The 26,508-nt window shown below is 38.4% G+C and carries 25 protein-coding genes; 10 read left to right on the top strand and 15 right to left on the bottom strand.

What is annotated here, in order from left to right:
• The first annotated feature begins 128 nt into the window (after positions 1–128).
• The gene (locus I6F50_RS10325; protein WP_197176183.1) at positions 129–1,616 is read left to right on the top strand and encodes a dipeptidase; all 1,488 of its coding nucleotides are present in this window, start codon (positions 129–131) and stop codon (positions 1,614–1,616) included.
• Between the two features lie 70 nt (positions 1,617–1,686).
• Here the strand turns inward: I6F50_RS10325 and I6F50_RS10320 are convergent, their stop codons facing one another.
• Positions 1,687–2,472 (bottom strand): putative porin, encoded by a 786-nt coding sequence (locus I6F50_RS10320; protein ID WP_008136988.1) that lies wholly within the window; start codon positions 2,470–2,472, stop codon positions 1,687–1,689.
• A gap of 114 nt (positions 2,473–2,586) precedes the next feature.
• On the bottom strand, positions 2,587–3,354 hold the full coding sequence (locus I6F50_RS10315) for an EAL domain-containing protein (RefSeq protein ID WP_197176181.1): 768 nt from the start codon (positions 3,352–3,354) through the stop codon (positions 2,587–2,589).
• A gap of 219 nt (positions 3,355–3,573) precedes the next feature.
• Between I6F50_RS10315 and I6F50_RS10310 the strand changes: the two genes are divergently transcribed.
• Positions 3,574–3,759, top strand: a complete 186-nt coding sequence (locus I6F50_RS10310) for a 2TM domain-containing protein (protein ID WP_197119106.1) — start codon at positions 3,574–3,576, stop codon at positions 3,757–3,759.
• Positions 3,760–3,843: 84 nt separating this feature from the next.
• On the opposite strand, the gene I6F50_RS10305 is transcribed toward I6F50_RS10310, so the two are convergent.
• The 3 genes from I6F50_RS10305 to I6F50_RS10295 form a co-directional block, all read right to left on the bottom strand.
• Positions 3,844–4,281 (bottom strand): OsmC family protein, encoded by a 438-nt coding sequence (locus tag I6F50_RS10305; RefSeq protein WP_165741095.1) that lies wholly within the window; start codon positions 4,279–4,281, stop codon positions 3,844–3,846.
• A 124-nt stretch (positions 4,282–4,405) separates the two neighbouring features.
• Entirely contained in the window at positions 4,406–4,546 is a 141-nt protein-coding gene (locus I6F50_RS10300) for a DUF2256 domain-containing protein (protein ID WP_165741096.1), read from the bottom strand.
• 2 nt (positions 4,547–4,548) lie between these two features.
• Positions 4,549–6,072: a cryptochrome/deoxyribodipyrimidine photo-lyase family protein gene (locus I6F50_RS10295; protein ID WP_165741097.1), complete on the bottom strand. Its 1,524-nt coding sequence runs from the start codon at positions 6,070–6,072 to the stop codon at positions 4,549–4,551.
• A gap of 120 nt (positions 6,073–6,192) precedes the next feature.
• Between I6F50_RS10295 and I6F50_RS10290 the strand changes: the two genes are divergently transcribed.
• From I6F50_RS10290 to I6F50_RS10270, 5 genes are all read left to right on the top strand, one after another.
• On the top strand, positions 6,193–6,801 hold the full coding sequence (locus I6F50_RS10290) for a flavin reductase family protein (RefSeq protein WP_165741098.1): 609 nt from the start codon (positions 6,193–6,195) through the stop codon (positions 6,799–6,801).
• Positions 6,802–6,833: 32 nt separating this feature from the next.
• The gene (locus I6F50_RS10285) at positions 6,834–8,495 is read left to right on the top strand and encodes a YHYH protein (RefSeq protein WP_165741099.1); all 1,662 of its coding nucleotides are present in this window, start codon (positions 6,834–6,836) and stop codon (positions 8,493–8,495) included.
• Between the two features lie 9 nt (positions 8,496–8,504).
• Positions 8,505–9,035 (top strand): hypothetical protein, encoded by a 531-nt coding sequence (locus I6F50_RS10280; RefSeq protein WP_165729021.1) that lies wholly within the window; start codon positions 8,505–8,507, stop codon positions 9,033–9,035.
• A complete protein-coding gene (locus I6F50_RS10275; protein WP_197176180.1) occupies positions 9,035–10,480 on the top strand; it encodes an ATP-binding protein in 1,446 nt (481 codons plus the stop codon). Before I6F50_RS10280 ends, I6F50_RS10275 begins: the two co-directional genes overlap by 1 nt.
• A 92-nt stretch (positions 10,481–10,572) precedes the next feature.
• Positions 10,573–11,247, top strand: a complete 675-nt coding sequence (locus I6F50_RS10270) for a response regulator (RefSeq protein ID WP_007581275.1) — start codon at positions 10,573–10,575, stop codon at positions 11,245–11,247.
• Between the two features lie 27 nt (positions 11,248–11,274).
• Here the strand turns inward: I6F50_RS10270 and I6F50_RS10265 are convergent, their stop codons facing one another.
• Positions 11,275–12,132: a PA4780 family RIO1-like protein kinase gene (locus tag I6F50_RS10265; RefSeq protein WP_010555357.1), complete on the bottom strand. Its 858-nt coding sequence runs from the start codon at positions 12,130–12,132 to the stop codon at positions 11,275–11,277.
• Positions 12,133–12,443: 311 nt separating this feature from the next.
• On the opposite strand from I6F50_RS10265, the gene I6F50_RS10260 reads away from it, so the two are divergent.
• Positions 12,444–12,719, top strand: coding sequence for an EF-hand domain-containing protein (locus I6F50_RS10260; protein WP_007581281.1), 276 nt, complete (start codon positions 12,444–12,446; stop codon positions 12,717–12,719).
• A 12-nt stretch (positions 12,720–12,731) separates the two neighbouring features.
• Entirely contained in the window at positions 12,732–13,187 is a 456-nt protein-coding gene (locus I6F50_RS10255; protein WP_165729023.1) for a hypothetical protein, read from the top strand.
• A gap of 88 nt (positions 13,188–13,275) precedes the next feature.
• Here I6F50_RS10255 and I6F50_RS10250 read toward each other — a convergent pair whose 3' ends face one another.
• From I6F50_RS10250 to I6F50_RS10230, 5 genes are all read right to left on the bottom strand, one after another.
• Positions 13,276–14,655 (bottom strand): VCBS repeat-containing protein, encoded by a 1,380-nt coding sequence (locus tag I6F50_RS10250; protein WP_010555359.1) that lies wholly within the window; start codon positions 14,653–14,655, stop codon positions 13,276–13,278.
• A gap of 520 nt (positions 14,656–15,175) precedes the next feature.
• A complete protein-coding gene (locus tag I6F50_RS10245; protein ID WP_165729026.1) occupies positions 15,176–17,116 on the bottom strand; it encodes a bifunctional diguanylate cyclase/phosphodiesterase in 1,941 nt (646 codons plus the stop codon).
• Between the two features lie 261 nt (positions 17,117–17,377).
• Complete coding sequence (yghU, locus tag I6F50_RS10240) at positions 17,378–18,223, bottom strand: glutathione-dependent disulfide-bond oxidoreductase (protein ID WP_007581288.1); 846 nt, start codon at positions 18,221–18,223, stop codon at positions 17,378–17,380.
• A 77-nt stretch (positions 18,224–18,300) separates the two neighbouring features.
• Entirely contained in the window at positions 18,301–18,882 is a 582-nt protein-coding gene (locus I6F50_RS10235; RefSeq protein WP_010555361.1) for a rhomboid family intramembrane serine protease, read from the bottom strand.
• 116 nt (positions 18,883–18,998) lie between these two features.
• Positions 18,999–19,682, bottom strand: coding sequence for a type 1 glutamine amidotransferase domain-containing protein (locus I6F50_RS10230; RefSeq protein WP_165726437.1), 684 nt, complete (start codon positions 19,680–19,682; stop codon positions 18,999–19,001).
• Positions 19,683–19,839: 157 nt separating this feature from the next.
• Here I6F50_RS10230 and I6F50_RS10225 point away from each other — a divergent pair, with 157 nt between their 5' ends.
• A complete protein-coding gene (locus tag I6F50_RS10225; protein WP_010555363.1) occupies positions 19,840–20,763 on the top strand; it encodes a LysR family transcriptional regulator in 924 nt (307 codons plus the stop codon).
• A gap of 43 nt (positions 20,764–20,806) precedes the next feature.
• On the opposite strand, the gene I6F50_RS10220 is transcribed toward I6F50_RS10225, so the two are convergent.
• From I6F50_RS10220 to I6F50_RS10205, 4 genes are all read right to left on the bottom strand, one after another.
• A complete protein-coding gene (locus tag I6F50_RS10220; RefSeq protein WP_165729030.1) occupies positions 20,807–21,541 on the bottom strand; it encodes a dienelactone hydrolase family protein in 735 nt (244 codons plus the stop codon).
• A 243-nt stretch (positions 21,542–21,784) separates the two neighbouring features.
• Positions 21,785–23,116, bottom strand: coding sequence for a glycerophosphodiester phosphodiesterase family protein (locus I6F50_RS10215; RefSeq protein ID WP_197176179.1), 1,332 nt, complete (start codon positions 23,114–23,116; stop codon positions 21,785–21,787).
• Positions 23,117–23,185: 69 nt separating this feature from the next.
• Positions 23,186–24,037: a carboxylate/amino acid/amine transporter gene (locus I6F50_RS10210; protein WP_197176178.1), complete on the bottom strand. Its 852-nt coding sequence runs from the start codon at positions 24,035–24,037 to the stop codon at positions 23,186–23,188.
• A gap of 138 nt (positions 24,038–24,175) precedes the next feature.
• Positions 24,176–26,311 (bottom strand): M3 family metallopeptidase, encoded by a 2,136-nt coding sequence (locus tag I6F50_RS10205; RefSeq protein ID WP_197176177.1) that lies wholly within the window; start codon positions 26,309–26,311, stop codon positions 24,176–24,178.
• Positions 26,312–26,508: the final 197 nt, after the last annotated feature.

The following is a 26,508-nucleotide window of genomic DNA, read 5'->3' as shown; positions in this document are numbered from 1 at the left end:
ATCCTCATAAAAGCTGCTATATAAATATTCAGCTTAAGTTACCTGTGTGTTTAGCGTAAAGAGCTATAAGTAAGCGCTTCATAGCGTTATAATTACCGCTCTTAGTTATTAATTAAATGGGAATTGTTTTGAAAAAGTTAGCTTTAGCCAGTATTGCTTTATTTGCGTTTGGTGCTCATGCGCAGTTAAATAAAAATATTGATAGCGTTGCCGATTACGCAGTAAATACCTACCAAAATGCTCAAATACACACACTAACTAACTTAGTGGCTTTTCCGACCGTTAATAAAAGCGACATTACAGCCCCTCAAAATCCCGATTTTATTGGCTTTAAAGCACTGTTAAAAATGAAAGCCGCAGAGCTTGGTTTTGACTACCAAGATTTAGGTTATACCGTATTAATAGGTATGGGCGAGCAAAGCGAAAAAGTAACGGTAGTAACCCACGGCGACGTGCAACCTGCTAATGCTAGTAAATGGAAACAAAGTCCTTTTATTATTGATACATCTGAACCGGGAAAATTAGTTGGTCGTGGTACGGAAGACGATAAAGGTGCAATAGCAACAGCGCTTTACGCCATGAAAGCAATTAAAGATAAAGGCATAACGCTTAATAACCGTATTGAGCTGATGATTTATCTTGCTGAGGAGTCTGATTGGGGTCCGCTTACTCAATTTATGAAAACGTATGAACAACCAAAATATGCAGTAACGATTGATGCATCATACCCTGTAGTGGTTGCTGAGAAAGGCTGGAGCTTAATTGCTCCTACCTTTAATGCAACATCACCACAAACGGGTTTATATGTAAAGGATGTAACTGGCGGTGCGTTTAGAAGCCAAATTCCAGAAGATGCCAGCTTAGTACTTCACAATGCAGACGCTGCACTTATTAATACATTAAAAGCAAAAGCCAAAACATTAAATAAAGTTGAGTTTAACTTTAGTGAAAAAAGTAATGGTTTAGCAATAAGTGTTAAAGGTATGTCGGCGCATTCATCAGAGCCGGAGTCGGGTATAAATGCGATTGCGTATTTAGCTGAGTTATTTAAAGGCGTGGAGCTTGAAAATAACAGTGACGGCGAGCTAATCGACTTTGTAAATCAGTTAATTGGTTTAGATATTCACGGTAAACAGTTTGGCGAAATAGCCTATAAGCACGACTTTATGGGCCCGATGACAGTGGCACCAACTGTTATTGAGCGCGATGGTAATGCGCTAACACTTGCTGTAAATGCACGTCGCCCTATGGGTAAAGACGAAGCTGTATTACAAAAGCAAATTGATGATGCGCTCGCTAATTGGCAAGCTGCTAACAATGTAACGCTTGCTAACATAGAAACAATTATTGGCACACCTATGCTGCTTGATAGCGCGCCGCATGCGCAAAAGCTGCTTGATATTTTCAAGCATTTTACGGGCGACGAAAAAGCTGACTTTGTATCAATAGGTGGTGGCACTAACGCAAAGCTGTTTGATAATGCGGTATCGTTTGGTCCTTCAATGCCAGGCAAGCGCTACACCGGTCACTCAGAGCATGAATTTATGACACTTGAGCAACTTAAGCTTAATTTACGTATGTACACAGCGATGATGATCGAGCTGGGTAATATGTAGTTTAAAGTTGTTTAGAAAATGCCGCCTTGTTTAACTGAACTGACCCAGCAAGGCGGCTTTTTTGTGTTTATTAAAATTGGGCTACAAAGCTAAGATTATATACATCATAGTTATCATTATCAGTGTAATTAGCTGTGAAGTAGTAGCTATCATTAATAAAGTACTTACCTTCAATAACTAAATCAGAGTCGTTTGAGCCAATACCGACTGCAACATGTTTATTAAAGTAATAGTTTGCGAGCACATTAAAAACTGAGTCGTCGCCAACATCTAGGTAGTCAACATTTATAGCAAAATAACTGTCATCGTAAAGATGGGCAAAGTAACGTGATGATAGGTCCCATGACTCTGTTTCATCATCTGTTTCAACAGTAAAACCAATGTAGTCGGTGTCATTGATTTCATGATTATATTGAGCTTTAAATAAATAAACTGTATCGCTATATTCATAATCTAACATACGAACAGATACTTTTAGTGAATCAGCAAATAAGTAACCTAAACCAAGTGAATAGTTGTCGGCATCACCAATATTAGGTAGTTCAAAAGTTGCAAAAGCATTGCCGTAAAAGCCTTCTCCAAAAATACCTTTTCCACTATAACCATCTGAATTAAAATAATTTAAGCCTATATTACTATCTGTATCCAAGTAGCCATAATCATCCCACACACCTGAGTTTTGCTGTTCCTCAAAGTAATAGTGAGTTGATAACCCGTACACATTATCACTGTAATAATCAGAATCAATTTTTGCGTAGTTTATAGAGTTAAACCATTGTTTTGATTCTGACTGCTCGACGTTTGCAGACGCTGTACAGCTAAGTGCGAGTAAAGTGAGTGGCATTAAAAAGCGCATAAGTATCCCTTCTTATAATTAAGTAAATTTGTTACTAGAATGGGTATTATATTTATGAGGTTTTATAAGGCAATTAAATGATTATAATAAAGTGTTTGGGTATTGTAGATTTTCCTAATTAAAAACGTAGGTTACCTCAGGCAAGTTTTCAAAGCTTGGTTTGGCAAATAAATACCCTTGCATAAGCTCAACACCTGCGTTTTTAAGCCATGTATATTCTTCTACTGTTTCAATCCCTTCAGCCAGTGCGATAATATTTAAATCGCGAAACATATTTAAGCAATGAGTTACTATTAATTGGCGTTTTTTGTCGTTGCTTATATCGCGTATTAGCGCCATATCCAGCTTAATAATATCTGTTTGAAAGTCAGCCAGTAGATTTAAACCAGAATAACCTGCACCAAAGTCGTCAGTCGCGGTTTTAAACCCGAGAGACTGATAGTAATCAACAACGCGCTTTATGTGTGCGGTGTCTTCTATTTTTTCTACTTCAGTAAATTCAAACATAATATTTTGAATTGGGAAGTTATACTTTTTTGCAGCTTCTAGTGTGGTGCGTATACATCGCTCAGGTTTATAAATAGCATTAGGTAAAAAGTTAATGCTTAGCATTGATGTTATGCCCAGCTTTGCGGCTAATTGAATGGCTTTAATGCGACAAAGCTGATCAAACGCATAGCGGTTGTCTTCATTCACCTTTGAAATAATAGAATAAGCAGACTCGCCATTTAAACCCCTAACCAGTGCTTCATAGCCATAAATAAGGTTAGTTTTACAGTTTATAATGGGTTGAAAAGCCATTGAAAAATCAAATTCGAGATCGTTAGTATCAGCGCAGTTGTTACATGTCACTTTTTCGAAATCTTTTGATTTTTCGCTCATTTAGCTCATCCTTTAATGTTTATTTGTTTAAGGTTAGTTGAAATTAGAGCCTAACACAAACAGATTAAAGTATTGGGTTTTATGTATTGAAACATGATAAACAACTATATTTTTAGGTGGGGAGGAATGACTAATGTCATGCTATTTAATGACATTTAGCAGCTGTGCATGGTGCTTATTAAAACAATAATAGTGGCATACATTATTTGGAGAATAAAAATGAGCAGCACAATTACATTAGGCAAAAAAATTAAAACATATCTACTTATTTTAACTTTGCTCACCGTTATAAATTTACTGACTTCACCTAGTTATATGTGGGTAGTATGGCCAGCGCTTGGGATGGGAATTGGGCTAGTAGTCAGTGCTTTGAGTAAGAATAAACCTAGAGATATTTCTTTATAATAAACAAGCCAAGTAATAACTTACTTGGCTTTTTTAGTAAGGGGCTATCTACATAGTTAAATCTACATAGTTAAATCTAAATAGTTAAAATGCTGATTGAAGTTCTGCATCCAGAGATATTTCGGTATTTAAGAGTTTTGATATAGGGCAGTTCTTTTTGGTTTGCTCACATAGAGCCTGAAACTGCTCGTTTTGAATATCATCAATACGCGCTTTTACCTCAAGGGCAATATGCGTCACCGAAAAACCGTCATCTACTTCATCAAGGCTTACAGTGGCTTTAGTATCAATTTTATCTGCGGTAAAGCCTGCATCACCTAATGCAAGCGAAAGTGCCATACTAAAACATGCACTGTGAGCTGCACCTACTAATTCTTCAGGGTTTGAGCCTGCCTTATCTTCAAAGCGGGTATTAAAACCATAAGGTTGTTTATCAAGCGCGCCACTTTGAGTTGATATGCTACCTTTACCTGTTTTAATATCGCCAGACCATGTTGAACTTGCCGTTTTTTTAATCGTCATCATCTTCTCCTTGCTTGAGTGTAAGCTTTTCAGGTTAGCTAAGCGTTATTTACAAAATAAACTTATATAAAGCCTTAAAAGCATTAATTACTGATGATGTTGCAAAATAGACGCCAGTTAATTGTTATCCCTGTTTATTTCGCTTACAGCGCTCTGAACAGAAAATAACGTTATCCAAGTCGCGCTGCCATTTTTTACGCCACGTAAAAGGTTTATTACAAATAGGGCATATTTTTTGAGGTAAGTTTAGTTTTTTGTGCGCCATACTTACTTAGCCTTGCTGTTACTTTTAGTATCCGTTTTACTTTTTGTTCGAGTAACTTTTTGAGTACCTCCAACGTGTTTTTTAAGAATCCTCCCTATGGCGCGTTTAACATCGGCTCGCTCACGGTATTGCCATAAGCGTTCGCGTGCTTCTTTTGAGGCTGCTGTTAAATCAAGCATCGGTTCGGGATAATCCTCCCCTAACTTAAAGTCGTTAAAGAGTGCTTCCATTGGAGTTTGCTCCCAAGGCTGATGTAAATATTCAATAGGGAGTTTTTCAAGCTCGGGGCACCACTTTTTAATAAATGAACCTGTTGGATCTTGATCTTCTGATTGTTTAATTGGGTTGTAGTGCCTAATGGTGTTTATGCCTGTTACCGAGGCTTGCATTTGAATTTGCGGGTAGTGAATGCCAGGCTCAAAATCTAAAAAGTAATTAGCGAGCGGAAAGCTTGCTTGCTGCCAACTTATATTTAAATGATGCGTTACAAAGCTTACAAGCATGGCGCGCATTCTAAAGTTTATATAGCCGGTGGCTTTTAAGCAGCGCATGCAAGCGTCAATAATGGGAATACCTGTTTGACCTTGCGCCCAGCGTTCAATATCGTTTTTAACATGTTCATCATCGCGATACGGAAATACATGATAACCCGGATTAAGGGCTAAAAACTCCATAGAACATTCGCTCTCAAACTTTTGCATAAAGTGGCAGTGCCAATGCAAGCGCGATACAAACGCTGCAAGCGGGCGCTTCCAGCCTCTTTTGTCAGGGTGTTTTGAATGATATTCATCAATGGCCATTTGATACACTTGCCTAAGGCTAATGTTCCCCCATGCTAGGTACGGCGAAAGTCGGGAGCAATGTGTTTGGCTTAAACTTGGGCTCGATATTCCTTTTTGATAACCTTTACCGCGCTCGGCAAAAAAGCTCTGCATTACAGTTCGCGCATGCAGCGGACCGCCTTGTTGAAAGCTGTCGTGACCTTGCGTGTAAGCGCTTGGTAGCTCAGGTGTTTGGTAGTTATTGAGGGTAATTGTTTTTATACTCTTCCAATTAGGAACTGCAATAGGTGCTTGCATTGTTTGCTGCCAGCGTTCGTTCCAATTATTACGATTTTTTTTGCCGCGAATAACCGCGCCTGTTTGCGACTCTTGCCAATTAATATGGTTATGCTGGCACCATGCTTTTATTGCTTTATCGCGCTCAAAGGTGTTGTTTAAGCCTATTTCTTGATGGCTAAAAATACTAACTATTTCAAACTGTGCCTTTAACGATTCAAGTAAATCGTTCATATTTAAATTAAAGATATAAACACAGGCGTTAAAACGCGCTAGCTGATTATTTAACTCAACTATTGATTGATACACAAAGCGCCAGTGCCGCTCATTGTAGTGTGCATCTTCGAGCAATAATGGCTCAAAGTTATAAAGTAATAGGGTAGGTAAGCCATTACTGAATGCATTTTTTAATGGTTGATGATCGCTAAGACGCAAATCACGTTTAAACCACACGATGTTTATTTTCATATAATTTGTTTATTGCTTTAAATAGAGATAAAAATTAGCTTGTTATTTAACTGAGTCAGCCAAACCTATACGTAACTAACTTGAATTAAGATTTAGTTTTAATGTATTAAAAGGAAAAGTATGTTTTTAGATTTAACTGTAAATAAAGAGCTTAATGTTTATTCGTATTTAGTTGGCGGGATCAGCCCTCGGCCTATCGCATGGATAAGTACATTAAGTAGCGACGGTGTGGCTAATATTGCTCCTTACTCATTTTTTACAGTAGCGAGTTGTAACCCACCAGTATTGAGTGTGACGCAAGTAAATCCACGCGATAAACTAAGCAAAGATACATTAATTAACTTATTAGCGACTAAAGAATGTGTGATTAACATTGTGAGTCATGAGCAGGTTGAAAAAATGAATCAAAGCTGTGCTAATTATCCTAGTGATGTTAGTGAGTTTGATGCTGCAAATATAACTAAAATTGATAGCCAAATGGTCGCAGTGCCGAGTGTTGCTGATTCAAAAGTACGCTATGAGTGTAAGCTACGTGAAGTTATTACTATTTCAAGCGAGCCTGGCGGCGGACAAATGATGTTGTTAGACATAGTGGGTATTTGTGTTGACGATGAAGTGTTTGTTGACGGTTATATTGACCCAACACTTTTAGATGCGGTAGGTAGAATGGGTGGAGATTACTATGCAACCACTAAAGACAAATTTATACTTAAACGACCACAAATCTAGTTTTATGTTTATTCTTCCTTAGTTTGTGCACAATGTTTGCACTTTTACTTGTTAACTTTGTTTTATTAAACGTTAAAGTAAAGGTTCAAGCATTGAAAACACTTTTTAAAACAAAAGCCTCTAATGTAACTAAGTTATTTGCGTTAAGTGCGCTTTGTATCGCTTTAAGCGCATGTAACAGCGATTCTACAAGTACTACAACAGACGGCGAGACAGTCAGTAATAGTGCTTCAACGGTTGACGCCGGTATTGACCAAACTGTTAATGCGGGCGATACCGTTTATTTAATTTCAACAGTTGAAGATGATGGCGAAGTATCCGTTAGCTGGTCACAAACATCAGGCACTACCGTTAGCTTATCTTCAAGTACTGCAACGTCTACTGAGTTTGTTGCACCTGAAGTTTTAACCGATGAAGCACTTGTATTTGAAATCAGTGCAGATGACGGCACAAACGATGTCGTTGTAGATACCGTTATAGTTAATGTTATTGCTTCATCAGACTCAGATACTGGTGCAGTTGATAATAGTGCAAAACTTACCAGCTGGTTAATTAACAACGATACAACCTCCACTTATATACAAAACAATGGCGCAGTGGTTGAAGATGTTCAATCAGTTGAGGTTGTTACTGTTTCTGAGGAAGATGCTGACGTTGAATACATGTATGTGCAAACAACTGACATTCCTAAATATGACGTAACGCTTACACAAGACCAAGTAGACGCGTTAAATAACCGCCCGCGTGCAGCTACCGATTTTTATAACGGTGTAACCTCAGCAGCAGTAGGGCAAACCATTTCGTTTGGTGAAGATATTGGCTATAACAGCAGCACTGAAAACTGTGATGACACAGGCGGCGCAGGCTATTGGCCTCCAGGACCAGGTTGCCCGACAGAACAAACAGTTGAGGCGTATTTTCCGATAACACCTACCGATTTATCTGACACTGAAACGTGTGAAACAGGTTTAGGTACAGTTGGCTTAATGGTTAATGGCACCAGTATATTTAACTGGGGCGATGGTATGAGCTACGGTAATAATATTTGGTATACATTAGCGCCCATTGCTGAGCAATACGATGTTGATGTGTGTGGCGGACATGCTGCTAACGGTGAATATCATCACCATTTTTATACTAGTTGCTTAGCTGATTTACTTGAAGATGATGGCGATGCGCATTCACCTATTTATGGGTTTGCAGCTGATGGCTATCCGCTTTATGGTCCTTATGAAAGTAACGGTCAACTTGCATTAAGCGGCTGGGAAATGCGTGATTATGGCGCGTCAGAAAGTGAAGGTGGTTGTGGTACTGAAGGTGAGCGAAGCTGTACTTTAGTCGATCAATACGATGTTAGCCAAGGCACACAAACAAGTGATGCAGGTCCTGCTATTGGCGCAGAAGTAACGACGCTCTCTGGTAATACATTAAATGCCGACGATGGTTATTACTTTGAAGATTTCTACTACGCACAAAAAACAGTAACCGGTGCTCAATTAGATGAGCATAACGGCCACGATACTAACGATGGCAAGGGTTATCACTACCATATAACACTAACGTTAGACAGTGATGGTAAATTACAGCCTTCTTTTCCTTATCAAATAGGGCCTCGTTTTAAAGGTCAATTAGCCGATAATTCAATTGGTCGCTGTGATACGGGCGAAACAATGGGTCCACCACCGGGAATGTAAGGAGTAACTATGCGTTATTTTAAATACGCATTGATCCTAACTACTGCTGTGCTATTGAGCTTTAAGCTCTTTGCGCAGCAGGAAATGATGGATCATAGCCATATGCCTATAGCAGTGCCAAGTGATACGCCAATCCCGGCATTAAGCCTTAAGTTATTAAAAGATAGTATGTCGGGTTATAACTTAATTTTAGATACTCAGCGCTATGATTTATCTGTACCCCCTGAGGGCGCAATGAACATGCAGCAAATGATGAGCGTTACTACAAACGATGACACGGGCTTTTTACAAGGTCATGCTCATTTATATATAAATGGGGTTAAAATACAGCGAATTTACGGACATGCATTGCATTTACCTGCTAACTTATTTAAAAGTGGTATAAATACCGTATCGGTTACTTTAAATAATCATGGTCATATGTATTGGACCGCTCAGGGCAAAAAAATAGTTGCTACGCTGTATGTTAACGATCAAACCAAAGAGTTTATAACATACCGATTTGAAAGCTTTCCTAGCAAGGTTGAAAACACGCATTAATGAAAATTCATAATAAACTTTTTTTAATACTATTTAGTTTTACCTTTAGTGTTATTGCAGGGCTAGTAGTACTTATACAATGGAGTATAGGGCAAGGCGTAATTGATTTTGTTAATGCAAAAGAAGTAAAAGCGCTTGAACCACTTGTTGTGCAACTTGCAAAGCAATACGAAAAAACCCCCTCATGGGAACGTGTTGTTGGCAATGGCGAAAATTTTAGAAAACTTGTTGAATCTCAGCTAGAAAATAGCCAGTTTTTACCTAGGCCACCAGAAGGTCCAGGCCCCAGAGGGGGAATGATGCGACGGCCGCCACCCGATCATATTCGTTTAGGGGGAGAGCGCCGCCTACCACCTGAAAATATTGCTCACTACGCTTTGCTTGATGAAAATAAGCAGCGAGTAGTGGGTAGATACCTCAGCGATTTAAAATATATAACAACCCCAATTACAGTGAGCGATAAAACAGTGGGTTACTTAGCTGTATCTAAAAGAGATAGCTTGGTTGATGGTTATGAGCTTGATTTTTTACAACAGCAAACTAACTATTTATGGTTTATTGCATTAGCTGCGGTACTGCTTACGTTACTTGTTACCTTTTTATTATCTCGCCACTTAGTTAGCCCTGTAAAGCAAATTGCAAATGGTATGCATCGCTTAACACAAGGGAATTACGAGACCAAACTTACGCTTGAGCGAAAAGACGAATTAGGCCAATTAAGCGAAGATTTTAATACGCTTGCATTTACACTCGCTAAAGACGAGCAAGTACGTAAACGCTGGCTTGCTAATATTTCTCATGAGCTTAGGACGCCAATGAGCATTTTACTCGGTGAACTTGAAGCTATGCTACTTGGCATACGCGAACCGAATACAAAAAATATAAGTTCGGCTAACGATGAAGCTTTGCATTTAAAACGCTTAATAGACGACTTACATATGCTCAACAGCGCAGAGTTAGGGGGAATGCACTACACTATGCAACCTACTGACATGGCGTTACTATTAAGCACTGTAGAGCAAAAGTATCAGGCTATACTTGAACAACATAATATAAAAATTTATCTACTAAATAGCGCTAAACATATAACTGTACAAGCAGATAAAACGCGCCTTTTACAGCTACTCGATAATATTTTAATGAACGCGGTACATTATGCTCAATGCACAACTATTTCATTAACGGCTAGTAATATAAGCATTAAAGGGCAAACCTACTTAGAGCTTATAATTGAAGATAATGGCGTAGGTGTAGATCAGTCGCATTTATCGCATTTGTTTGAGTATTTATATCGAGTAGATAGCTCGCGTAATCGTCAAGAGGGCGGTTCAGGCTTAGGTTTGTCTATTTGTCAGCATATAGTTAAAGGACACAAAGGTGAAATAGCCGCTGAAAAAGCCACTCTAGGCGGTCTTGCTATTATTATTAGGCTACCAACTATTTAGCTTTAGTTGATTCAGATAAAAAATACGTAACTTGAACTTTGTTTGATATGGTATTTTTATCTAAGTTTGGATTACTAATAACAGAGAACTCTATGAGCGAACAAATACTGATTGTGGAAGATGAGGTAAAGCTGGCTAACTTAATGAGTGACTTTTTAAGTAGCCATCATTTTGTTACTCATCAAATACATCACGGAAATGAAGTATTACCTTGGCTTGAAATTAACAGACCGAGCGTAATTTTGCTCGACATAATGCTACCTGGTCAAAGTGGTATAGAACTATGTAAAGCAATCAGGCGCTTTTCAAATGTGCCTATTATTATGGTATCGGCAAAAGTAGAAGAAATAGATAGGCTGCTTGGACTTGAGTTAGGTGCAGATGATTATATTTGTAAGCCGTTTAGTTATGCTGAGCTGGTGGCGCGAGTTAAAGCTATATTAAGGCGATTAAGTAGCGCAAGTGATGTTACAGAGTCAACAATGAAGCTTGACGAGAGTACCTACAGCGTAAAATACAAATCAAACAGCATAGAGCTTACGAACTTTGAATTTCAGCTATTTAAACCTTTGTTTAACAACCCAAATCGTATTTATTCGCGCGATAGTTTAATGGACACTATGTACGCCGATCAGCGTATTGTGAGCCATCGTACTATTGATAGCCATATTAAAAAGTTGCGTAAAAAACTAGATGAAGTGACACAAACTGAAAGTGTTATTCAGTCAGTTTATGGGGTTGGCTACCGATTTGTGCACCCGCAGTAGGGGCGATTAGTGAGCTATGACGATGAGCTACTCATCATCGTCAGCATTTTTAATTCGCTCTAAACGGTCAAACTCTTCGTATTCGGCAGCTTGAATTTCATCAAGAATAGAATCTACATCGGCAAGTTCGTCACTGTCTTCAAATTCACCTGTAAGCGTTGAATTAGGCGTTAAATTGGCCTCTTCAAATAATGCCCACATTTCTTTAGCGTATTGAGTTTTTAGTATGCTTGGCGCAAATTCACCATAGTAGCGGCGTATGTTATTTACATCGCGTGCAAACATAGCTTGTGCACTGTTATTTGCTGAAGCGTTAACTGCTTGCGGTAAATCTATAATTACAGGGCCGTTATTATCTACAAGTACATTAAATTCAGATAAATCGCCGTGTATTATACCTGCGCAAAGCATAAGCTTAATGTAATGCATCATGAGTTTATGTTGCTCAATAGCTTGCTCTTCACTAAAAACGACATGTCCAAGTTGAGGGGCTACGTTACCATTCTCGTCCGACACAAGCTCCATAAGCAGCACGCCATCAATACAAAAGTAAGTATCAGGAACACGTACACCCACGCCAGCTAAACGAGATAACGCATCAACTTCGGCATTTTGCCAAATCTCTTCTTCTAATTGACGGCCATAGCTAGAACGTTTACCCATAGCACGCGCTTGGCGTCCACCACGTACTTTTCGGCCTTCTTGGTATTGTGCCGCTTTTTTAAAGCTACGTTTAACCGCGTCTTTATACACTTTCGCACAGCGAATGTGCTCACCACAGCGGACAATAAATACATCGGCTTCTTTACCGCTCATTAGTCGGCTTATAACTTCGTCAATAAGGCCATCATCAACAAGGGGTTGTAGGCGTTTAGGTATTTTCACAGATTGCCTGCTAAGTAGGGTTGGTTATTAATCATTATTTATGAAAGTGCTCTGTATTTGTTTGTTTAATTGGCTCAAGCAGTATATCAGCTTTGAGAATTAAGGGCAGTAACACTACTGCCTGAGAGTAATTAATCGTATTATTTTATTAGCTTATATATTGATTGCAAAGCAATCAACCAGAACTTTTTAAATAAGTATTTAGATTACTATTTTTTATTAAAATAATTTATTACTTCCTCATTATTTGCACATTGTTTGCGTTTTTAAAGCGTAAGCTTAGTTTAATTCTTAAATACGAGGTTATTACTATGAAGCATTTTTCAACTCTTGCCACTGTGGCAATATTATCTATTGCTTTTTCAGCTAATGTAGCTGCTCGAGGCGGTGACAATCCTCCTGAAAAACCTGACTTCTCAACTATTGATACTGATGGTGATGGCGTAATTAGCTTTGAAGAGTTTAGTGCTAAAAAACCGCCACACGGCGATGCACAAACAATTTTTGATTCTATAGATGCCGATGGTAATGGCGAAATTAGTGAACAAGAACTTAGCGATCATAAACCACCTCGTCGTGAACGCTGAAAGGATACTAAAATGATTAATAGTATTAACAGTAGTTCTGCGAGTTTTATGTCGCAACAAAGTAGTCAGGCTGCAAAACTAACAACAGAGCAAAGCGATTTTGTTAAAGAAACGCTTGCAGAGTTTGACGCTGAAAACTTAACCGAAGAAAACGCGCAAAGTATTCAAGCGGCATTTAAAGAACAAGGTATTGAACCAACAAAAGAGCTTGCTGATTTAATGAGCGAACTTGAGTTTGATGCTAAAAGCATTGGTGATGCAGGACGAGTGGAAGGCCAAAGACCGCCACCGCCGCCACAGAACTCATTAGAATCAGTAGATACAGACGAAGTAGTCAGCTACTTAGATGAGCTATTAACTGAGTATTCAAGCCAGTTGTCTGATGAAGATAAAGAATCAATCCTTGCATCAGTGCAAGAGAAGTTTGGTTTAAGTGAAGGCGATTCACTGCTAAATGTAACTGCTTAGGTGTTATAACTTAGAGTAAAGCTGACTGTTACTCGAAAGTCTTAAGTCCAAAGCCCAACGGTTAACTCCGTTGGGCTTTTTTATTGGCTTAATTTAAGCGTGTTTCTATTTTGCTGGTGCCATCTTCTTCGGTAAATTTAAATACAAAATCTTTTTTACCGTCTTGGTTTATGTCTACCAGAAGAATATCTTTATTATTTTTAGGCAGCGTTAGTTTTAATTTTTTACGTTTATCATTTAGCAGTGAGTCTTGCTCTCCGTAATAAATATACAGCGTTTTTTTACTGTATTTGTATACTGCGTCAATATAGCTGTCGCCGTTAATATCACCTAAATATAGGGCTGGCTCGGAATCATCGCCGTTCATTCCTACTTCCATTTCTAAATCAAGTTCGATACTCGATTTATTGGCAAATGAGCCGTCGGGTTGCTGCTTATAAATGTTCATTTCTACATCTACATCAGTACTGCCACCGCCCAATGCCATAGACGCAATAGTACCTAAGCCAATATCTAAATCCATTTTTTGTAAATCAATTAAGCCATCATTATTAAAATCAGTTTTGAGCAATAACTCACTAGGGCCTTGTGTTTCAAATAAGGTAATGGGCGTATTACTAAAGCCTTTAGCACTTCCTAGGTACAAAGTATGTGCTATTTTTATATCTAACGAATCCATACCTTGCGTTGGCTTAAACTGTCTAGTTGTAAAATCTAGAAATCCGTCGTTATTAATATCAATAATTTGCTTTATTTTGCGAGTTTCGCCATTGCTTAGCTCGCCTAATTCGATGTTAAAATCAATTGAGGTGAGCTTTTGCTCAAAGCCTTCTGAATTAGCAAGTAGTACATCTGCTCCAAAGTCATTTGAAAAAACCAAGTCGCTTAACCCGTCGTGGTTAAAATCAATAACAACGGGTTTATTGTTAATATTAACTTCTAGAGAAAGCCCTTTTCCTGAAAAGCTGCCTTCATACATAGGTGTTTGTTTAAATTTGTTAGGCTTAAAGCTGCCATCTTTATTTTGAATGTATAAAGTACTGCTTGCTAACCCAGGGATGAAAATATCGCTTAGACCGTCGTTGTTGGCATCGAAGACAAAGTCTACTTTTTCAAATTTATCTATTTTTAATTGATTTAGAACCGACTCATAATTAAACAATAGTGTTGGTTTACCAGCATGGGCTTTGTATACGCCATCACTTGTTAGTACGAGTGCTTGTTTATCGGTAATGTTAGCAAGTGTAGCCACATCAAACCCGATGGCATTTTTTGGTAAAGCAAGTTCACTACTTAGTGATGTGAGTAAATTGATGGCTTCTAATTGTTTTGATTCTTTATTATATGCAAATAAAATCTCTGAATCGGTTGATACTAATTCATCCGTTGTTTTTATTGCCATTGTTTGAGCTATAGCGCTAATGGGGGTAAGTAAAGTGATGAGTGAATAGCAAAGTGGTTTTATCATGCAAATCCCTTTTTTATATTTAGTTGTATCGTTACATTTTTATTATTCACTTATATAAGCAACATCAGCGCACAACTTAACGTAGGGTCCAGCGCTGGCGGTTTGCTAATTAGCGTAAATTTAAACGTAATACACTTATGTAAGTTGGTTTATATTTAGCCTACGCTAATAACTATGTACTGGGTGTAAGTAATTGTAAGATTATGTTTTAAGAAGGGCTTGTTGACCTTTCAGGATTGAACTTTGTTCAACCCAAGGAAGATTTAATCGCGGCGCGAGGTTTGTAACCTAGTAACAAAGAGTCAATCTCCCCTAGGCAGAACCCTTCGGGCAGCGAATGTTTGGCATTTATGCTGCGTTATCGCCTATTTATGGGGAATAACCACACTACATAGGCTCTGCATTGCCTAAATACCAAACAGTCTGCTGCAAATTTAACCTCGAAAGATAAACAAGCCCTAATAAGAAAGGTAGTGCAAAACTCATATGGCAGTTAAGCGCTTTTAGCGGGTTTTGGTTATCAACGGCACAGCTTATTTTGCTCATTTAAATAAGCATCTACAAAATCTACTTCCATCGGTTTTGAAAAGTAATAACCTTGCAGGTGAGATACACCAATATTAGTAAGCGTGTTTGCTTGTTCAATAGTTTCAACGCCTTCGGCAACAACAGTAAAATCTAAAGATGAGGCCATTTGTACAATTGCATGAATAATACTTAACCCTCTTTTATCCATATTTTGAATAAAACTTCTGTCTATTTTTACTATATCTACACCAATATCAAGCATGCTTGATAGTGATGAGTAGCCAGTTCCAAAATCATCAATTGAAATACAAAAGCCTTGTTTTTGTAGTGCTTTCACGGCTGTCAAAAATGTGAGTTTATCTTCGGCAAATACTGATTCGGTAATTTCTATATGCAGATCTTTAGGCTCTACTTGGTGATTGTTTACTATTTTTAATACCTTAGTTACAAAATTTGGATCTTGTAATTGTATTACCGATACGTTCACGCTTACTGCAATTTTTGTCGGTAAATGGTTGAATTTATTTGCTTGTATACATGCTTGTTCTATGACCCAGAGGCCCATTTGGGTTATTAAACCGTATTGCTCGGCAATAGTTATAAACTCATCAGGGAAAATATTTTCACCGTCTAGTTGCCAGCGTAATAATGATTCGAAAGAGGTTACTTTTGATGTTTTGCTATCTACAATTGGCTGAAATACTAGTCTTAAACTGTTTTCTTCTATGGCACTGGCTAGGCGTTGACTCAACAGGTACTCTCTTTCTTGTTTTAATTTGAGTGAATCGTTATAAATATTGATATTACCTTTAGCCATGCGTTTTTGGTGATACATTGCAATATCAGCAGAGCGAATTAAGGTATTTAAATCACTCCCGTGCTCAGGGTACATGGCCATTCCAATAGTTGCTGATACCCATTTTTGATATTTATATGTTTCATGCTCGGCGCTAATGCTTTGAAGCACTTTATTAGCAAACTCGATAAGCTCAGTTTGGCTTTGATACGTTGCTAAAATTAAAAACTCATCTCCGCCCCAACGGCATTTATAGAGTTGTTGGTTGCATACATTACTAATTCTCAGTGCTATTTCTTTTAATACTTTATCGCCTACTTTGTGACCCAACGAATCGTTGATTTGCTTAAAACCATCTAAATCTACAAATAATAAAGCAAAGGGTTCTTTAGGGTTATCTGCTAGTTGTTTGTTTGCATTTTTTAAAAATGCGGTGCGGTTTAATAGATTTGTGAGTGGATCGGTATTCGATAAGCGGTAAATTTCTTCAGTGCGTTGTTCGACCTTATTTTCCATTTCATTAAGCAGCTCTCTGTTTTGGTTTTTGAGCTTGATTGCACTGTGTGTAAATGTGGCTGATTTGTACGAAGAGGCAATCATGATTGTGGCAAAAGTTAAACCTAATAACCCCAATACGTGTTGGTAGTGATCGTTTGAAAGCGCTAGCAAAAAAGAGTAGGGCGCCAATAAAGTAAAACTATATAGAACAGCGGTAAAACGACTTCCAGACAGCAAATTTGCAGAGCCACCGGCAAGCGCCGATAAAATAGCAATGGTCGTAGTAACTTCCACCGTAGATGAAGTGCTATGAAACCAAAGAGCATAACCACACCAAGACACGGCTGTTGATATACAGCCAATAGCAAAGCGATTTAGATAAGAATGTGTGTTGTAAGGTTGGCGAGAATTTTGAGCTTTCAAAAAAAGCCCTACATCAATAATACGTAAAGTAAGCACGCACATCATTATGCCTAACCAGACTACTTTATCGTGGTTAGTTTTCTCATTAGTTATATCAAAAGCAAATACTAAAGCAACGCTGACTAGTACAGAGACTGCAATTCCGGAAATAGCATTCGAGTATAAAATTTTGAGCGCTTCTTTTCGCTCATTATTACTTAAATTGTTATATGGCACTAATTAAAACCTTTTTCAAAAACAACCCCTAGGAAATTAAGTAAACCATTTAGCAAATTACACTAATGCAATACTGGTAATACAAAGAGCTTAATAAGCCTTTACGCAGCTAAATAAAACTTTAATGTAAAGTAAATATAGTTTATGGGAGGGATAAAAAAAGTTTAAAAAGTAAAAAGGCCCAAAATAAATATTTATTTTGAGCCTTAAAATTATCAAGCAGGTTAAAGTGTTAACGACTTTACTTGCTGTTCTATAGATTTAACCTTCGAAATCGCTATCGTTATGGCGCTCTGCCATTTGCTCTTCTTCAGGGCCCCATGTGCGATTTACGCGACGACCACGCTTTACTGCGGGGCGCTCTGATATTTGCGTAGCCCAGCGTACAACATGGGTGTATGAGGCAACATCTAAAAACTCTGCTGCATCATATAAAGCTCCAAGCACTAACGATCCGTACCACGGCCAAATTGCAATATCGGCAATTGAGTATTCATCACCTGCCATGTATTCATTTTCGCTTAAATGGCGATTTAACACGTCAAGCTGGCGTTTGGTTTCCATGGTAAAACGGTCAATAGGGTATTGCATTTTACTTGGTGCGTAGCTATAAAAATGACCAAATCCGCCACCTAAGTAAGGCGCTGAGCCCATTTGCCAAAATAGCCAGTTACGACACTCAGTTTTAGCTTTTAAATCTTTAGGTATGAGTACATCAAATTTCTCAGCCAAATACTGTAAAATAGAACCAGATTCAAAGATGCGAGTAGGCGGCGTGGTTGAATGATCCATTAGCGCTGGGATTTTTGAGTTTGGATTAATATCAACAAAGTCAGATCCAAACTGATCGCCATCACCTATGTTTATTAAATATGCGTCATAGTCTGCATCGGTGCAACCAAGCTGTAAAAGCTCTTCAAACATGATTGTAGCTTTTTGGCCATTAGGTGTCGCAAGAGAATAAAGCTGAAATGCGTGCTCACCAATAGGTAGAGTTTTGTCATGAGTCGCGCCTGCAATTGGGCGGTTAATGCTGGCAAACTTACCGCCACTTTCACTTTCCCACGTCCATACTTTTGGTGGCGTGTATTCGTTTTTATCACTCATAAATAACCTCTGTTAGATGAAATACATATATGGTAAATGTGGCCATAAAAAATTAATTAAAGGCCCTAATACTTAATTTACCGACCTTTTAATTTATCGGCTTTTGCTAATCTATAACCTAAAAACAATCCGCTTAGCGCTCCAAATAAATGGCTTTCAAACGATACATGATAGCGCTGGGGTAAAACACCCCATATAAAACCGCTATAAAGTATAGCCACTACAACAGCAATTATAATTGATTTTAATGAGCGTCTTACTAAGCCGTAGCATAGAATAAAGCCCCATAAACCATATATAACACCGCTTAAACCAACATGTATGTTACTGCGCCCAAATGCCCAAACTAACAGTCCACCAACTAGAGCGGTAAAAATAAATACGTTATAAAAACGTTTTACGCTGTACTGGCAAATTAGCCAACTTAACACTACAAATGGAATCATATTACTGGCGAAGTGCCACCAGCTACCATGTAAAAAAGGTGCGCATAGTATGCCAATTAAGCCTTGGATACTGCGTGGATATATGCCTAAACCATTTAGGTTTATACCAGGTAGGCTATTGATCACTTGTAGTACGAAGCAAATAACAACAATACTAAAAATTGCGAAGCGGGTACTCGTTAGTAATGACAGTGTGGTTGGCTTGGTTGCCATATAATCACCCTAATTGACTTTAAGAGTTGCCAGTATAGGAATTGTATTTGCTAATGAAAAGCAATTAAAAAAGCACAGCATAAAATGCTGTGCTTATTTTTAATTTTTACTCACTATTAACCTAGTTTGGTTAATAGTTTTTTGGCTGCTAGTTCAGAGCTTGCTGGGTTTTGACCGGTAATTACTAAACCATCTACTAGCGCTAATACGCCCCAGTCGTCAGTTTTTTGATAATCGCCGCCTTTTTTAATTAGCTCGTCTTCAACTAAAAATGGCACGATATCGGTAAGTTGCACTGCAGCTTCTTCAGAGTTAGTAAAACCAGTTACTTTTTTACCCGCTACTAATGCATTGCCATCGGCATCTTTAACATTTAAAAATGCAGCACTTGCATGACATACCGCAGCAACAGGCTTTTGCTCTTTTACAAAGCTTTCGATAAGTGAGATTGAGTCAGTGTTATCAACTAAGTCCCATAATGGACCGTGACCGCCTGGGTAAAATACAGCGTCAAAATCGCTAGATTTTACTTCACTCAACACTTTAGTGTTTGCCATAAGGGTTTGCGCTGCGCTATCTGCGTCATAACGTTTTGTTGCATCTGTTTGAAAATCGACAAGCGTACTTGTCGGATCAATGGGTGGTTGACCGCCAGCTGGAGACGCTAATGTTACTTCAACGCCTGCATCAACAAATGCATAATAAGGGGCTGCAAATTCTTCTACCCAAAAACCTGTTTTTTCGCCAGTGTTACCAAGTTCTGCGTGAGATGTAAGAACCATAAGTATTTTTTTAGACATTGAATATATTCCTTCTGATGATTTAAATTGGTTTATCTTGCTTACCAATTACTATATGCACTAACAGAGCTTTAAACAACGATGATAAATTTAACTTTATTGGTTTAATAATTGATACAATAGAGGGGTTGAATTTAAAACACGCTACGGAGCACATATGAAGGTGTCGTTTGAGCAGTTAAAGAGCATGGTTGTATTTGCGCAAATTGTAGAGCAGGGCAGCTTAACCGCTGCTGCCAAACAGCTAGGGCTTACGCGAGCAGTTGCAAGTTATCATTTAAAAAAATTAGAAACGCAGCTTGAAGTTACTTTACTAAATCGCTCAACCCGTACCATGGCGCTCACTGAAGCAGGCATTGCTTATTATGAGCGTTGTAGAATAATTACCGAACAAGCTAATGCGGCTAATCAGCAAATAGAAAATATAAAGAGCGAGCCACAAGGTTTACTTAAAATTAGTTGCCCAGTAAATGTGGGAATGCAGTTAATTGTGCCTGCAATAAATACGTTTAAGCGCCAATACCCTAAAATTAAAATAGACTTACAGCTTACTGACGATGTGGTTGATATTATTAAAAATGGGTTCGATTTTGCAATTAGGGGTGTGGCACTGAGTGACTCCAACTTGCAAGCAACCAAGCTTACTACAATGAGCACTTGTATTTGTGGCGCGCCGGATTACTTTACACATTTTGGTAAACCTAAAACGCCTTTAGAATTGGCAGATCATCAATGGGTGGTTTATCAGCTAGGAAGTAAAACGTTAACACTTTCAAAAGATGGCAAAAAACACGACATTGCAATGCAAGGCGCCTTAAGTACTAATAACGCAGCTGCACGTACTGCCTTTGTAGAAGCGGGGCATGGCATTGGGCGTATACCGCTTTACGATGCGTGGCCTAAAGTACAAGCTGGGCTACTTGAAATAATATTAGATGATTATAAAAGCAAAGATATTGAACTGTACGGAGTATTTCCGCCAGGGGCTGCGGGTTCTAAAAAACTACGATTATTTATTGATTACCTAAAAGCATATTTTGTAAAACAGCATACCGCCTTGGGTATGCTGAAAAGCGTTTAATTCTTTTCGCTTTTAAAATATTTATAAAGCATTTATAAAATACTTATAAAGTACGGCTAAATAATGCAACCGCTTGTTGATACATATTAATTGCAAGGGCTGCATCGTATCGCTCACCTTCATCACGCATAAAGGCATGCTGGGCGTTAACTTCTTGCCATTGGTAATTAATGCCAGTGCTTACGCATTGCTGGTATATTTTAGTGCGACCTTCTTGTGGCACATGCGGGTCTTGTTTACCCCATATAAAGTGAATTTCGCCTTGTATATCAGCCATGCGTTCAAATGAGTTATTACCTGATTTTGCCGGTAATGTGTCGCTGTGAATATCAGTCGCGTATAAGCAAAAAGCCGCTTTAATTTCAGGGTTAAGCGCCGCTCTATAAGCTAAATGCCCACCAATACATACGCCCATTGCGCCTACTGTACCTGTGCAATAGCTTTGTTGTTTTATAAAATCGATCATGGCTTGCGTGTCACTATCATGATGCTCAAGTGGCTTTGCCCACTTATCGGCATTGCCTTTGTCTTTACCTGTATCATCGTAAGCAAGCACAGTGCCTATAGGATTTAACTCGTGAAACACTTCAGGCACTAATACTACAAAGCCATGGCTTGCTAAAATAGCCGCGCTGCGTGCAATAGGTGCAGTTTGCTGAAAAATTTCAGAATAAAAAATAATAGCAGGGAATTGCCCTTGCGCCTGAGGGCGATATACGGTTGTTCGCATTAAACCTGTAGGTGTTGGCAAGTCTGCGTTATGTTGTTGAATTATCATAAAAGCGCTCAGTTAAATAAAATTATATATAATGATATGGTAACTGAGCGCGATAAAATAAACGACTTTTGTTGTCGAGTATTTATACCAACCTGCATAAATCTTTGATCAATTTAACGAATTAAATTTCACTATAACGTCGTTAAAAATTTTTTATTTAGAACAACTAGATAAAAAATTTTTGCCTAGTTCTAGCGTAATTTTCTTAACGTTAAATAGACCCCATATATAAGCAGATTGGTATTAAATACTTGCAGGCATTTTATTACAACTAGCGTAATAACTTACGGTAGCCGGCCAATCTGAAAATATAGCCATTACCCCTACGTCTTTTGCGAGCACGTCAACAACCGTCATCATATCGCCATCGTTATCTATAACATCAGCAATAGATTGATAGTAATATCCACCGCCTTCATTAAGCGGACCTGAGCGCTCAAGGCTCCATGCAATAAGCTCTAAACCTGCTGCTTTTGCGTCAATTGCGTATTGTGATGGCACGATATTACTTTCGCTATCTATTGTTAGCATCATCCAAATTGGAGGCGCTAAAATTTTAACGCCATTGGCAACAAGCTCATCCATGCTAGGTTGCCATGTTTGCGGGTTGTTTGGATCAAATCCTGCTTCGCTGTCGCGACCATCTAGGTATACGCTTTTATCTGCAAAATCAGGGTTGGTATTAATCCAGTATTTTACGTCATTAAGATTAAACGACTGCGGATAAACTTTTGCGGCTGGCACGCCCATTTGTGTGTACTCGTCTAGCATTTTTTGCGCATATTGCTCTTGCGTCATTCCATCAAATGGCATACTTACTTGTGGCGATTTAAGTTCAGGGGTCATTTTTACACCCAACTCATTAAACAGTGCAATGCTTTGTTTATGGGTCATCAATGTGCCGTTGGTGGCATATAAATCAGTGCGCCAACTTGGTGTACCATCCATGTAATCGGCAACGGTAGTTGCATTAGTGTTTGCCCCATCCATTTTACCTTCAAGGGTTAAAAATTCCGCTAAGCTTATATCGCTGGTACAACATTTTGCAGAAGCAGCAATACCGTTAGCGGGGTCTGCTGGTGTAAATGGCACACTGCATTTAGCTGCAAGCTCAGGAATGGCTAAAATATTAGTTGTGGTGTGTAAGTCGCATTGGGAGTGGCGACATACTAGTTCTTTATCGTTTGTAAATGTAACATCGCATTCAACAATGCCTGCGCCCATTCTGGTTGCAGCAATGTAGGCTTCTTTAGTATGCTCAGGGTATTGCATTGATGCACCGCGATGACCAATAGAAAAGTCGGTACGGTAAAAAGGACCTTCACTACAAGATTCTAATTGTGTTTTTAAGTTGCTGTCGCTCATATCATTGACTAAATAATAAGGACGAGTGCCTAGTTGAATATCTGGCGCATCACCACTTGGTACCTCTACAATAATAGGCGTAGGCACTTCAACAATCTCAACTTCTGTGCTGGTAACAACCACTTCTTTTTCTACTATTTCTACATCGTCGTCGCAGCCAGCAAGTGTGGCTAACAATATACAGCTTGTAAGTAAGGTAATACGTTTCATTGTTTATCCTTAAAAAGTAAAATTTGTACTACCTTAATGATTATTAATGACAATTTAGCTACAAGTTTATTAATTTACTTTTTTATTAAGCATTTGATTCACTAATAATGCACCTAACATTATAGCTGCACCAATACTTAACCTAACTATGTCAGCGTCTCTATTCCATATAAGGACATTAACTATAATACCAGCTGGGATTAGTAAGTTATTCATTACGGCTAAAGCTCCAACGTTGACAAGCGTTGCGCCTTTATTCCACATAAAGTAACCAAGGCCTGATGCAACAACCCCCAAATAAATCAATATGCCCCACTGAGTAGAAGTGGTTGGTAATTTGTTTGAATTACCAAATAATGCATAACAAATTGTGGCAATAATAAGTGCGCCTATAAAAAACCATCCAAATACGGTTTTATCATCAAGCTGATTGTTCATCATTAAGCGTTTATAGGTTACTTGGCCTACAGCAAAACTTATGTTCGCACCTTGAACTAATAATAAGCCAATTATGAAATTGCTATTTAGGTTTTCGTAACGAATGGTAATTGCACCAATTACAGCAATAAGTGCGATTATAAAAAAGCGTGGGTTAAAATGTTTGTTCAATGCATCATTTAGCAAGGTAATGTACAAAGGAGTCATTACTGTAAATAGCAGTACTTCGGGGATGCTTAAAAATAAAAAGGAGTGGTAGTAAAAGCTATACATAACAACAAGTTGTATTGCGCCAATCAGCATGAGCTTTAAGGCTAAAGGTTTAGGTGTTTGTTTAAGCTTTAAAAAGGGTAAAAATACCAGAGTGGCTAGTGCTATGCGAATTAACACACTAAACCATGCATCAACCTGGCCAGCTAAATACACGCCAATTAAACTAAATGAAAATGCCCAAAGTAAAGTTACTGCAAATAAGTACCGCATAGCTGTCGTCTTTAAATAATTAATGGCAGCAGTTTATCTGTTATAAATTGATGTATAAACAATAAAAGCCCGCAAGCGGGCTTTTATAAAGTCTAAAATTAATAAACTACGTTACTAATTACTCAACTAAGTTATTAATTATTCAACTAAACCACGGCGCTTAAGTAGTGCGTCGGTAGTTGGTTTTTGACCTCTAAACTCAATGTAGCTTTGCATTAAGTCGCGGCTGTTACCTTTAGATAGGATTTCTTTACGGAACTTGTCACCATTTTTACGGGTTAAGCCACCGTTGTTTTCCATATGTGCAAAGGCGTCTGCTGCAAACACTTCAGTCCATAGGTACGCGTAGTAACCCGCTGAATAACCACCTGCAAATGTGTGGCTAAAGAAGTTTGATTTGTAACGCGGTGGAACAGGGTAGTAAGCAATACCGTGTTTTTCTAGTGCGTCTTGCTCAAACTTTTGAACGTCAGCTACTTTTTTATCAGAACCAAATGAATGCCATTCCATATCAAGTAGTGCAGCGGCTAAATATTCAGTAGTGCCGTAACCTTGGTTGAATTTTTGCGATTCAAGTACTTTATCAAGTAAAGCTTGTGGAATTGGCTCACCTGTCTTGTAATGCTTAGCATAGTTTGCAAGTACTGTTGGTTCAATCATCCAATCTTCATTTGCTTGTGACGGAAATTCAACAAAGTCACGCGCCGTTGCAGTACCTGCTAGGCTTGGGTATTTAACATCTGAGAATAACCCATGTGCAGCATGACCAAATTCATGGAACATAGTAGACACTTCATCAAATGTCATTAGCGTAGGCTCGCCTGCAGCAGGTTTTGGGATGTTCTGCGCATTGTAAATAACAGGTTTGGTGCCTTTTAAGCCGCTTTCGCTAACGTATGCACTCATCCATGCGCCGCCACGTTTACCTTCACGTGCATATGGGTCTAAGTAAAATAAACCAATAGCGCTGCCATCAGCGTTAAATACTTCGTATACGGTTACATCTTCATGATAAACAGGAAGATCTTTACGTTCTTTAAACGTAATACCGTAAAGTTTGTTCATTGCAAAGAATAAGCCATCGTGAATAACCGATTGCATTTCAAAGTATGGTTTAACAAGTGCTGGGTCTAAGTTGTACTTTTCTGCACGTACTTTTTCAGCATAAAAAGTCCAATCCCATGGTTTAAGCTCAAAGCTTTCGCCTGAATCGTTAATCACTTTTTGAATAGCGGCTGCTTCAATCTTTGCTTTTTCAACTGCTTTTGGTGCTAGGTCATCAAGGATGCCGTAAACGTTATCAGTTGTTTGTGCCATACGCGACGTCATTACATAAGAAGCCCAATCTTTGTAGCCTAAAAGCTCTGCTTTTTGAGCGCGTAGGTTAGTTTCTTTAATAATAATAGGGCCGTTAGTTTTTGCTGCACGGTTTGCAGAAGCTTTAAAAATTCGCTCACGTAGGTCGCGGTTTTCAAGGCTGCTTAAAATTGGTTGTTGCGTTGTATTTACCAAAGTGATCATGTAACCGTCTTTGCCCGCTTTTTTAGCTGATGCAGCAAGGCCTGCAATTTCGCCTTCAGAAAGACCTGCTAATTCACTTTTATCTGTAACTACAATAACGTCTTCTTTAAACGATTTTAAAATGTTTTGTGAAAACGCAGTAGATAGCTGAGCTAGCTCTGAGTTAATTTCACGCATTTTAGCTTTTTCAGCGTCATTTAATTTAGCACCTGCTTTTACAAACTGCTTGTAGTAAAAATCAACTAGGCGTTTATCTTCTGCGTTTAATTTATCTTGATTGTCGTAAATTGTTTGTACGCGCTTAAATAATTCACCGTTTAAGTAAATATCATCTGAGTGAGCAGATAATACAGGCGCCATTTTTTCATCAATACGCTGGTATTCAGCATCTGAAATTAAACCAGATAAGTTATAAAAAGCAGCCGATACGCGATTTAATAGCTCACCTGACAATTCCATTTTAACTAATGTGTTTTCAAATGTTGCTGGAGCAGGGTTATTAGCAATGGCTTGTACTTGTGCCGTGTGCTGTGCGATACCTGCATCGAATGCAGCTTCGTAGTCTTTTGTACCAAATTTATCAAACTCTGGTGCCATATATTGCAATGGGCTTGGCTTAAATAAAACATTGTTTGCGTTCATGTCTTGCACTTGTGCTGCGCCTTCTTTTGCCATGTTTTGTGTATCGTTAGATGAACAGGCCGATAATATTAAGGCACTAGCAATAGTAGTGGCGATCAGGGTTTTACGCATAATAACTCCATAGAAAGATTAGCCGGAATAGGCTTTGCGAGTCGAAAAACCTAGTTAACTTATCAAATTTTGGCGTTTATACAATAAAGTTTATCGGTATTAAGGGGGATTTGAACGCAAATTAGCTAATATTTAGCTTTAAGGGAGGTAAAAGTAGCTCTAAAAGTAAACACCTGAGCTACTTAATAAGTCGTTGA

It is taken from the genome of Pseudoalteromonas sp. NZS127_1 (genome assembly GCF_015864295.1).
In the GTDB taxonomy this organism is placed as follows: Bacteria; Pseudomonadota; Gammaproteobacteria; order Enterobacterales; family Alteromonadaceae; genus Pseudoalteromonas; species Pseudoalteromonas arctica.
Note: the sequence above shows the minus strand (reverse complement) of the source record. Positions and strands in the feature narration are given on the sequence as shown.

Excerpts from the sequence above, each read along its gene's own strand:
- I6F50_RS10290 (WP_165741098.1), top strand. The coding sequence starts at position 6,193 with ATGTTTTTAGATTTAACTGTAAATAAAGAGCTTAATGTTTATTCGTAT.
- I6F50_RS10285 (WP_165741099.1), top strand. The coding sequence starts at position 6,834 with ATGTTTGCACTTTTACTTGTTAACTTTGTTTTATTAAACGTTAAAGTA.
- I6F50_RS10275 (WP_197176180.1), top strand. The coding sequence starts at position 9,035 with ATGAAAATTCATAATAAACTTTTTTTAATACTATTTAGTTTTACCTTT.
- yghU (WP_007581288.1), bottom strand. The coding sequence starts at position 18,223 with ATGAGTGATAAAAACGAATACACGCCACCAAAAGTATGGACGTGGGAA.
- I6F50_RS10210 (WP_197176178.1), bottom strand. The coding sequence starts at position 24,037 with ATGCGGTACTTATTTGCAGTAACTTTACTTTGGGCATTTTCATTTAGT.
- I6F50_RS10225 (WP_010555363.1), top strand. The coding sequence starts at position 19,840 with ATGAAGGTGTCGTTTGAGCAGTTAAAGAGCATGGTTGTATTTGCGCAA.
- I6F50_RS10300 (WP_165741096.1), bottom strand. The coding sequence starts at position 4,546 with ATGGCGCACAAAAAACTAAACTTACCTCAAAAAATATGCCCTATTTGT.
- I6F50_RS10220 (WP_165729030.1), bottom strand. The coding sequence starts at position 21,541 with ATGATAATTCAACAACATAACGCAGACTTGCCAACACCTACAGGTTTA.
- I6F50_RS10305 (WP_165741095.1), bottom strand. The coding sequence starts at position 4,281 with ATGACGATTAAAAAAACGGCAAGTTCAACATGGTCTGGCGATATTAAA.
- I6F50_RS10215 (WP_197176179.1), bottom strand. The coding sequence starts at position 23,116 with ATGAAACGTATTACCTTACTTACAAGCTGTATATTGTTAGCCACACTT.
- I6F50_RS10255 (WP_165729023.1), top strand. The coding sequence starts at position 12,732 with ATGATTAATAGTATTAACAGTAGTTCTGCGAGTTTTATGTCGCAACAA.
- I6F50_RS10315 (WP_197176181.1), bottom strand. The coding sequence starts at position 3,354 with ATGAGCGAAAAATCAAAAGATTTCGAAAAAGTGACATGTAACAACTGC.
- I6F50_RS10230 (WP_165726437.1), bottom strand. The coding sequence starts at position 19,682 with ATGTCTAAAAAAATACTTATGGTTCTTACATCTCACGCAGAACTTGGT.
- I6F50_RS10205 (WP_197176177.1), bottom strand. The coding sequence starts at position 26,311 with ATGCGTAAAACCCTGATCGCCACTACTATTGCTAGTGCCTTAATATTA.
- I6F50_RS10235 (WP_010555361.1), bottom strand. The coding sequence starts at position 18,882 with ATGGCAACCAAGCCAACCACACTGTCATTACTAACGAGTACCCGCTTC.
- I6F50_RS10270 (WP_007581275.1), top strand. The coding sequence starts at position 10,573 with ATGAGCGAACAAATACTGATTGTGGAAGATGAGGTAAAGCTGGCTAAC.
- I6F50_RS10260 (WP_007581281.1), top strand. The coding sequence starts at position 12,444 with ATGAAGCATTTTTCAACTCTTGCCACTGTGGCAATATTATCTATTGCT.
- I6F50_RS10250 (WP_010555359.1), bottom strand. The coding sequence starts at position 14,655 with ATGATAAAACCACTTTGCTATTCACTCATCACTTTACTTACCCCCATT.
- I6F50_RS10320 (WP_008136988.1), bottom strand. The coding sequence starts at position 2,472 with ATGCGCTTTTTAATGCCACTCACTTTACTCGCACTTAGCTGTACAGCG.
- I6F50_RS10280 (WP_165729021.1), top strand. The coding sequence starts at position 8,505 with ATGCGTTATTTTAAATACGCATTGATCCTAACTACTGCTGTGCTATTG.
- I6F50_RS10295 (WP_165741097.1), bottom strand. The coding sequence starts at position 6,072 with ATGAAAATAAACATCGTGTGGTTTAAACGTGATTTGCGTCTTAGCGAT.
- I6F50_RS10310 (WP_197119106.1), top strand. The coding sequence starts at position 3,574 with ATGAGCAGCACAATTACATTAGGCAAAAAAATTAAAACATATCTACTT.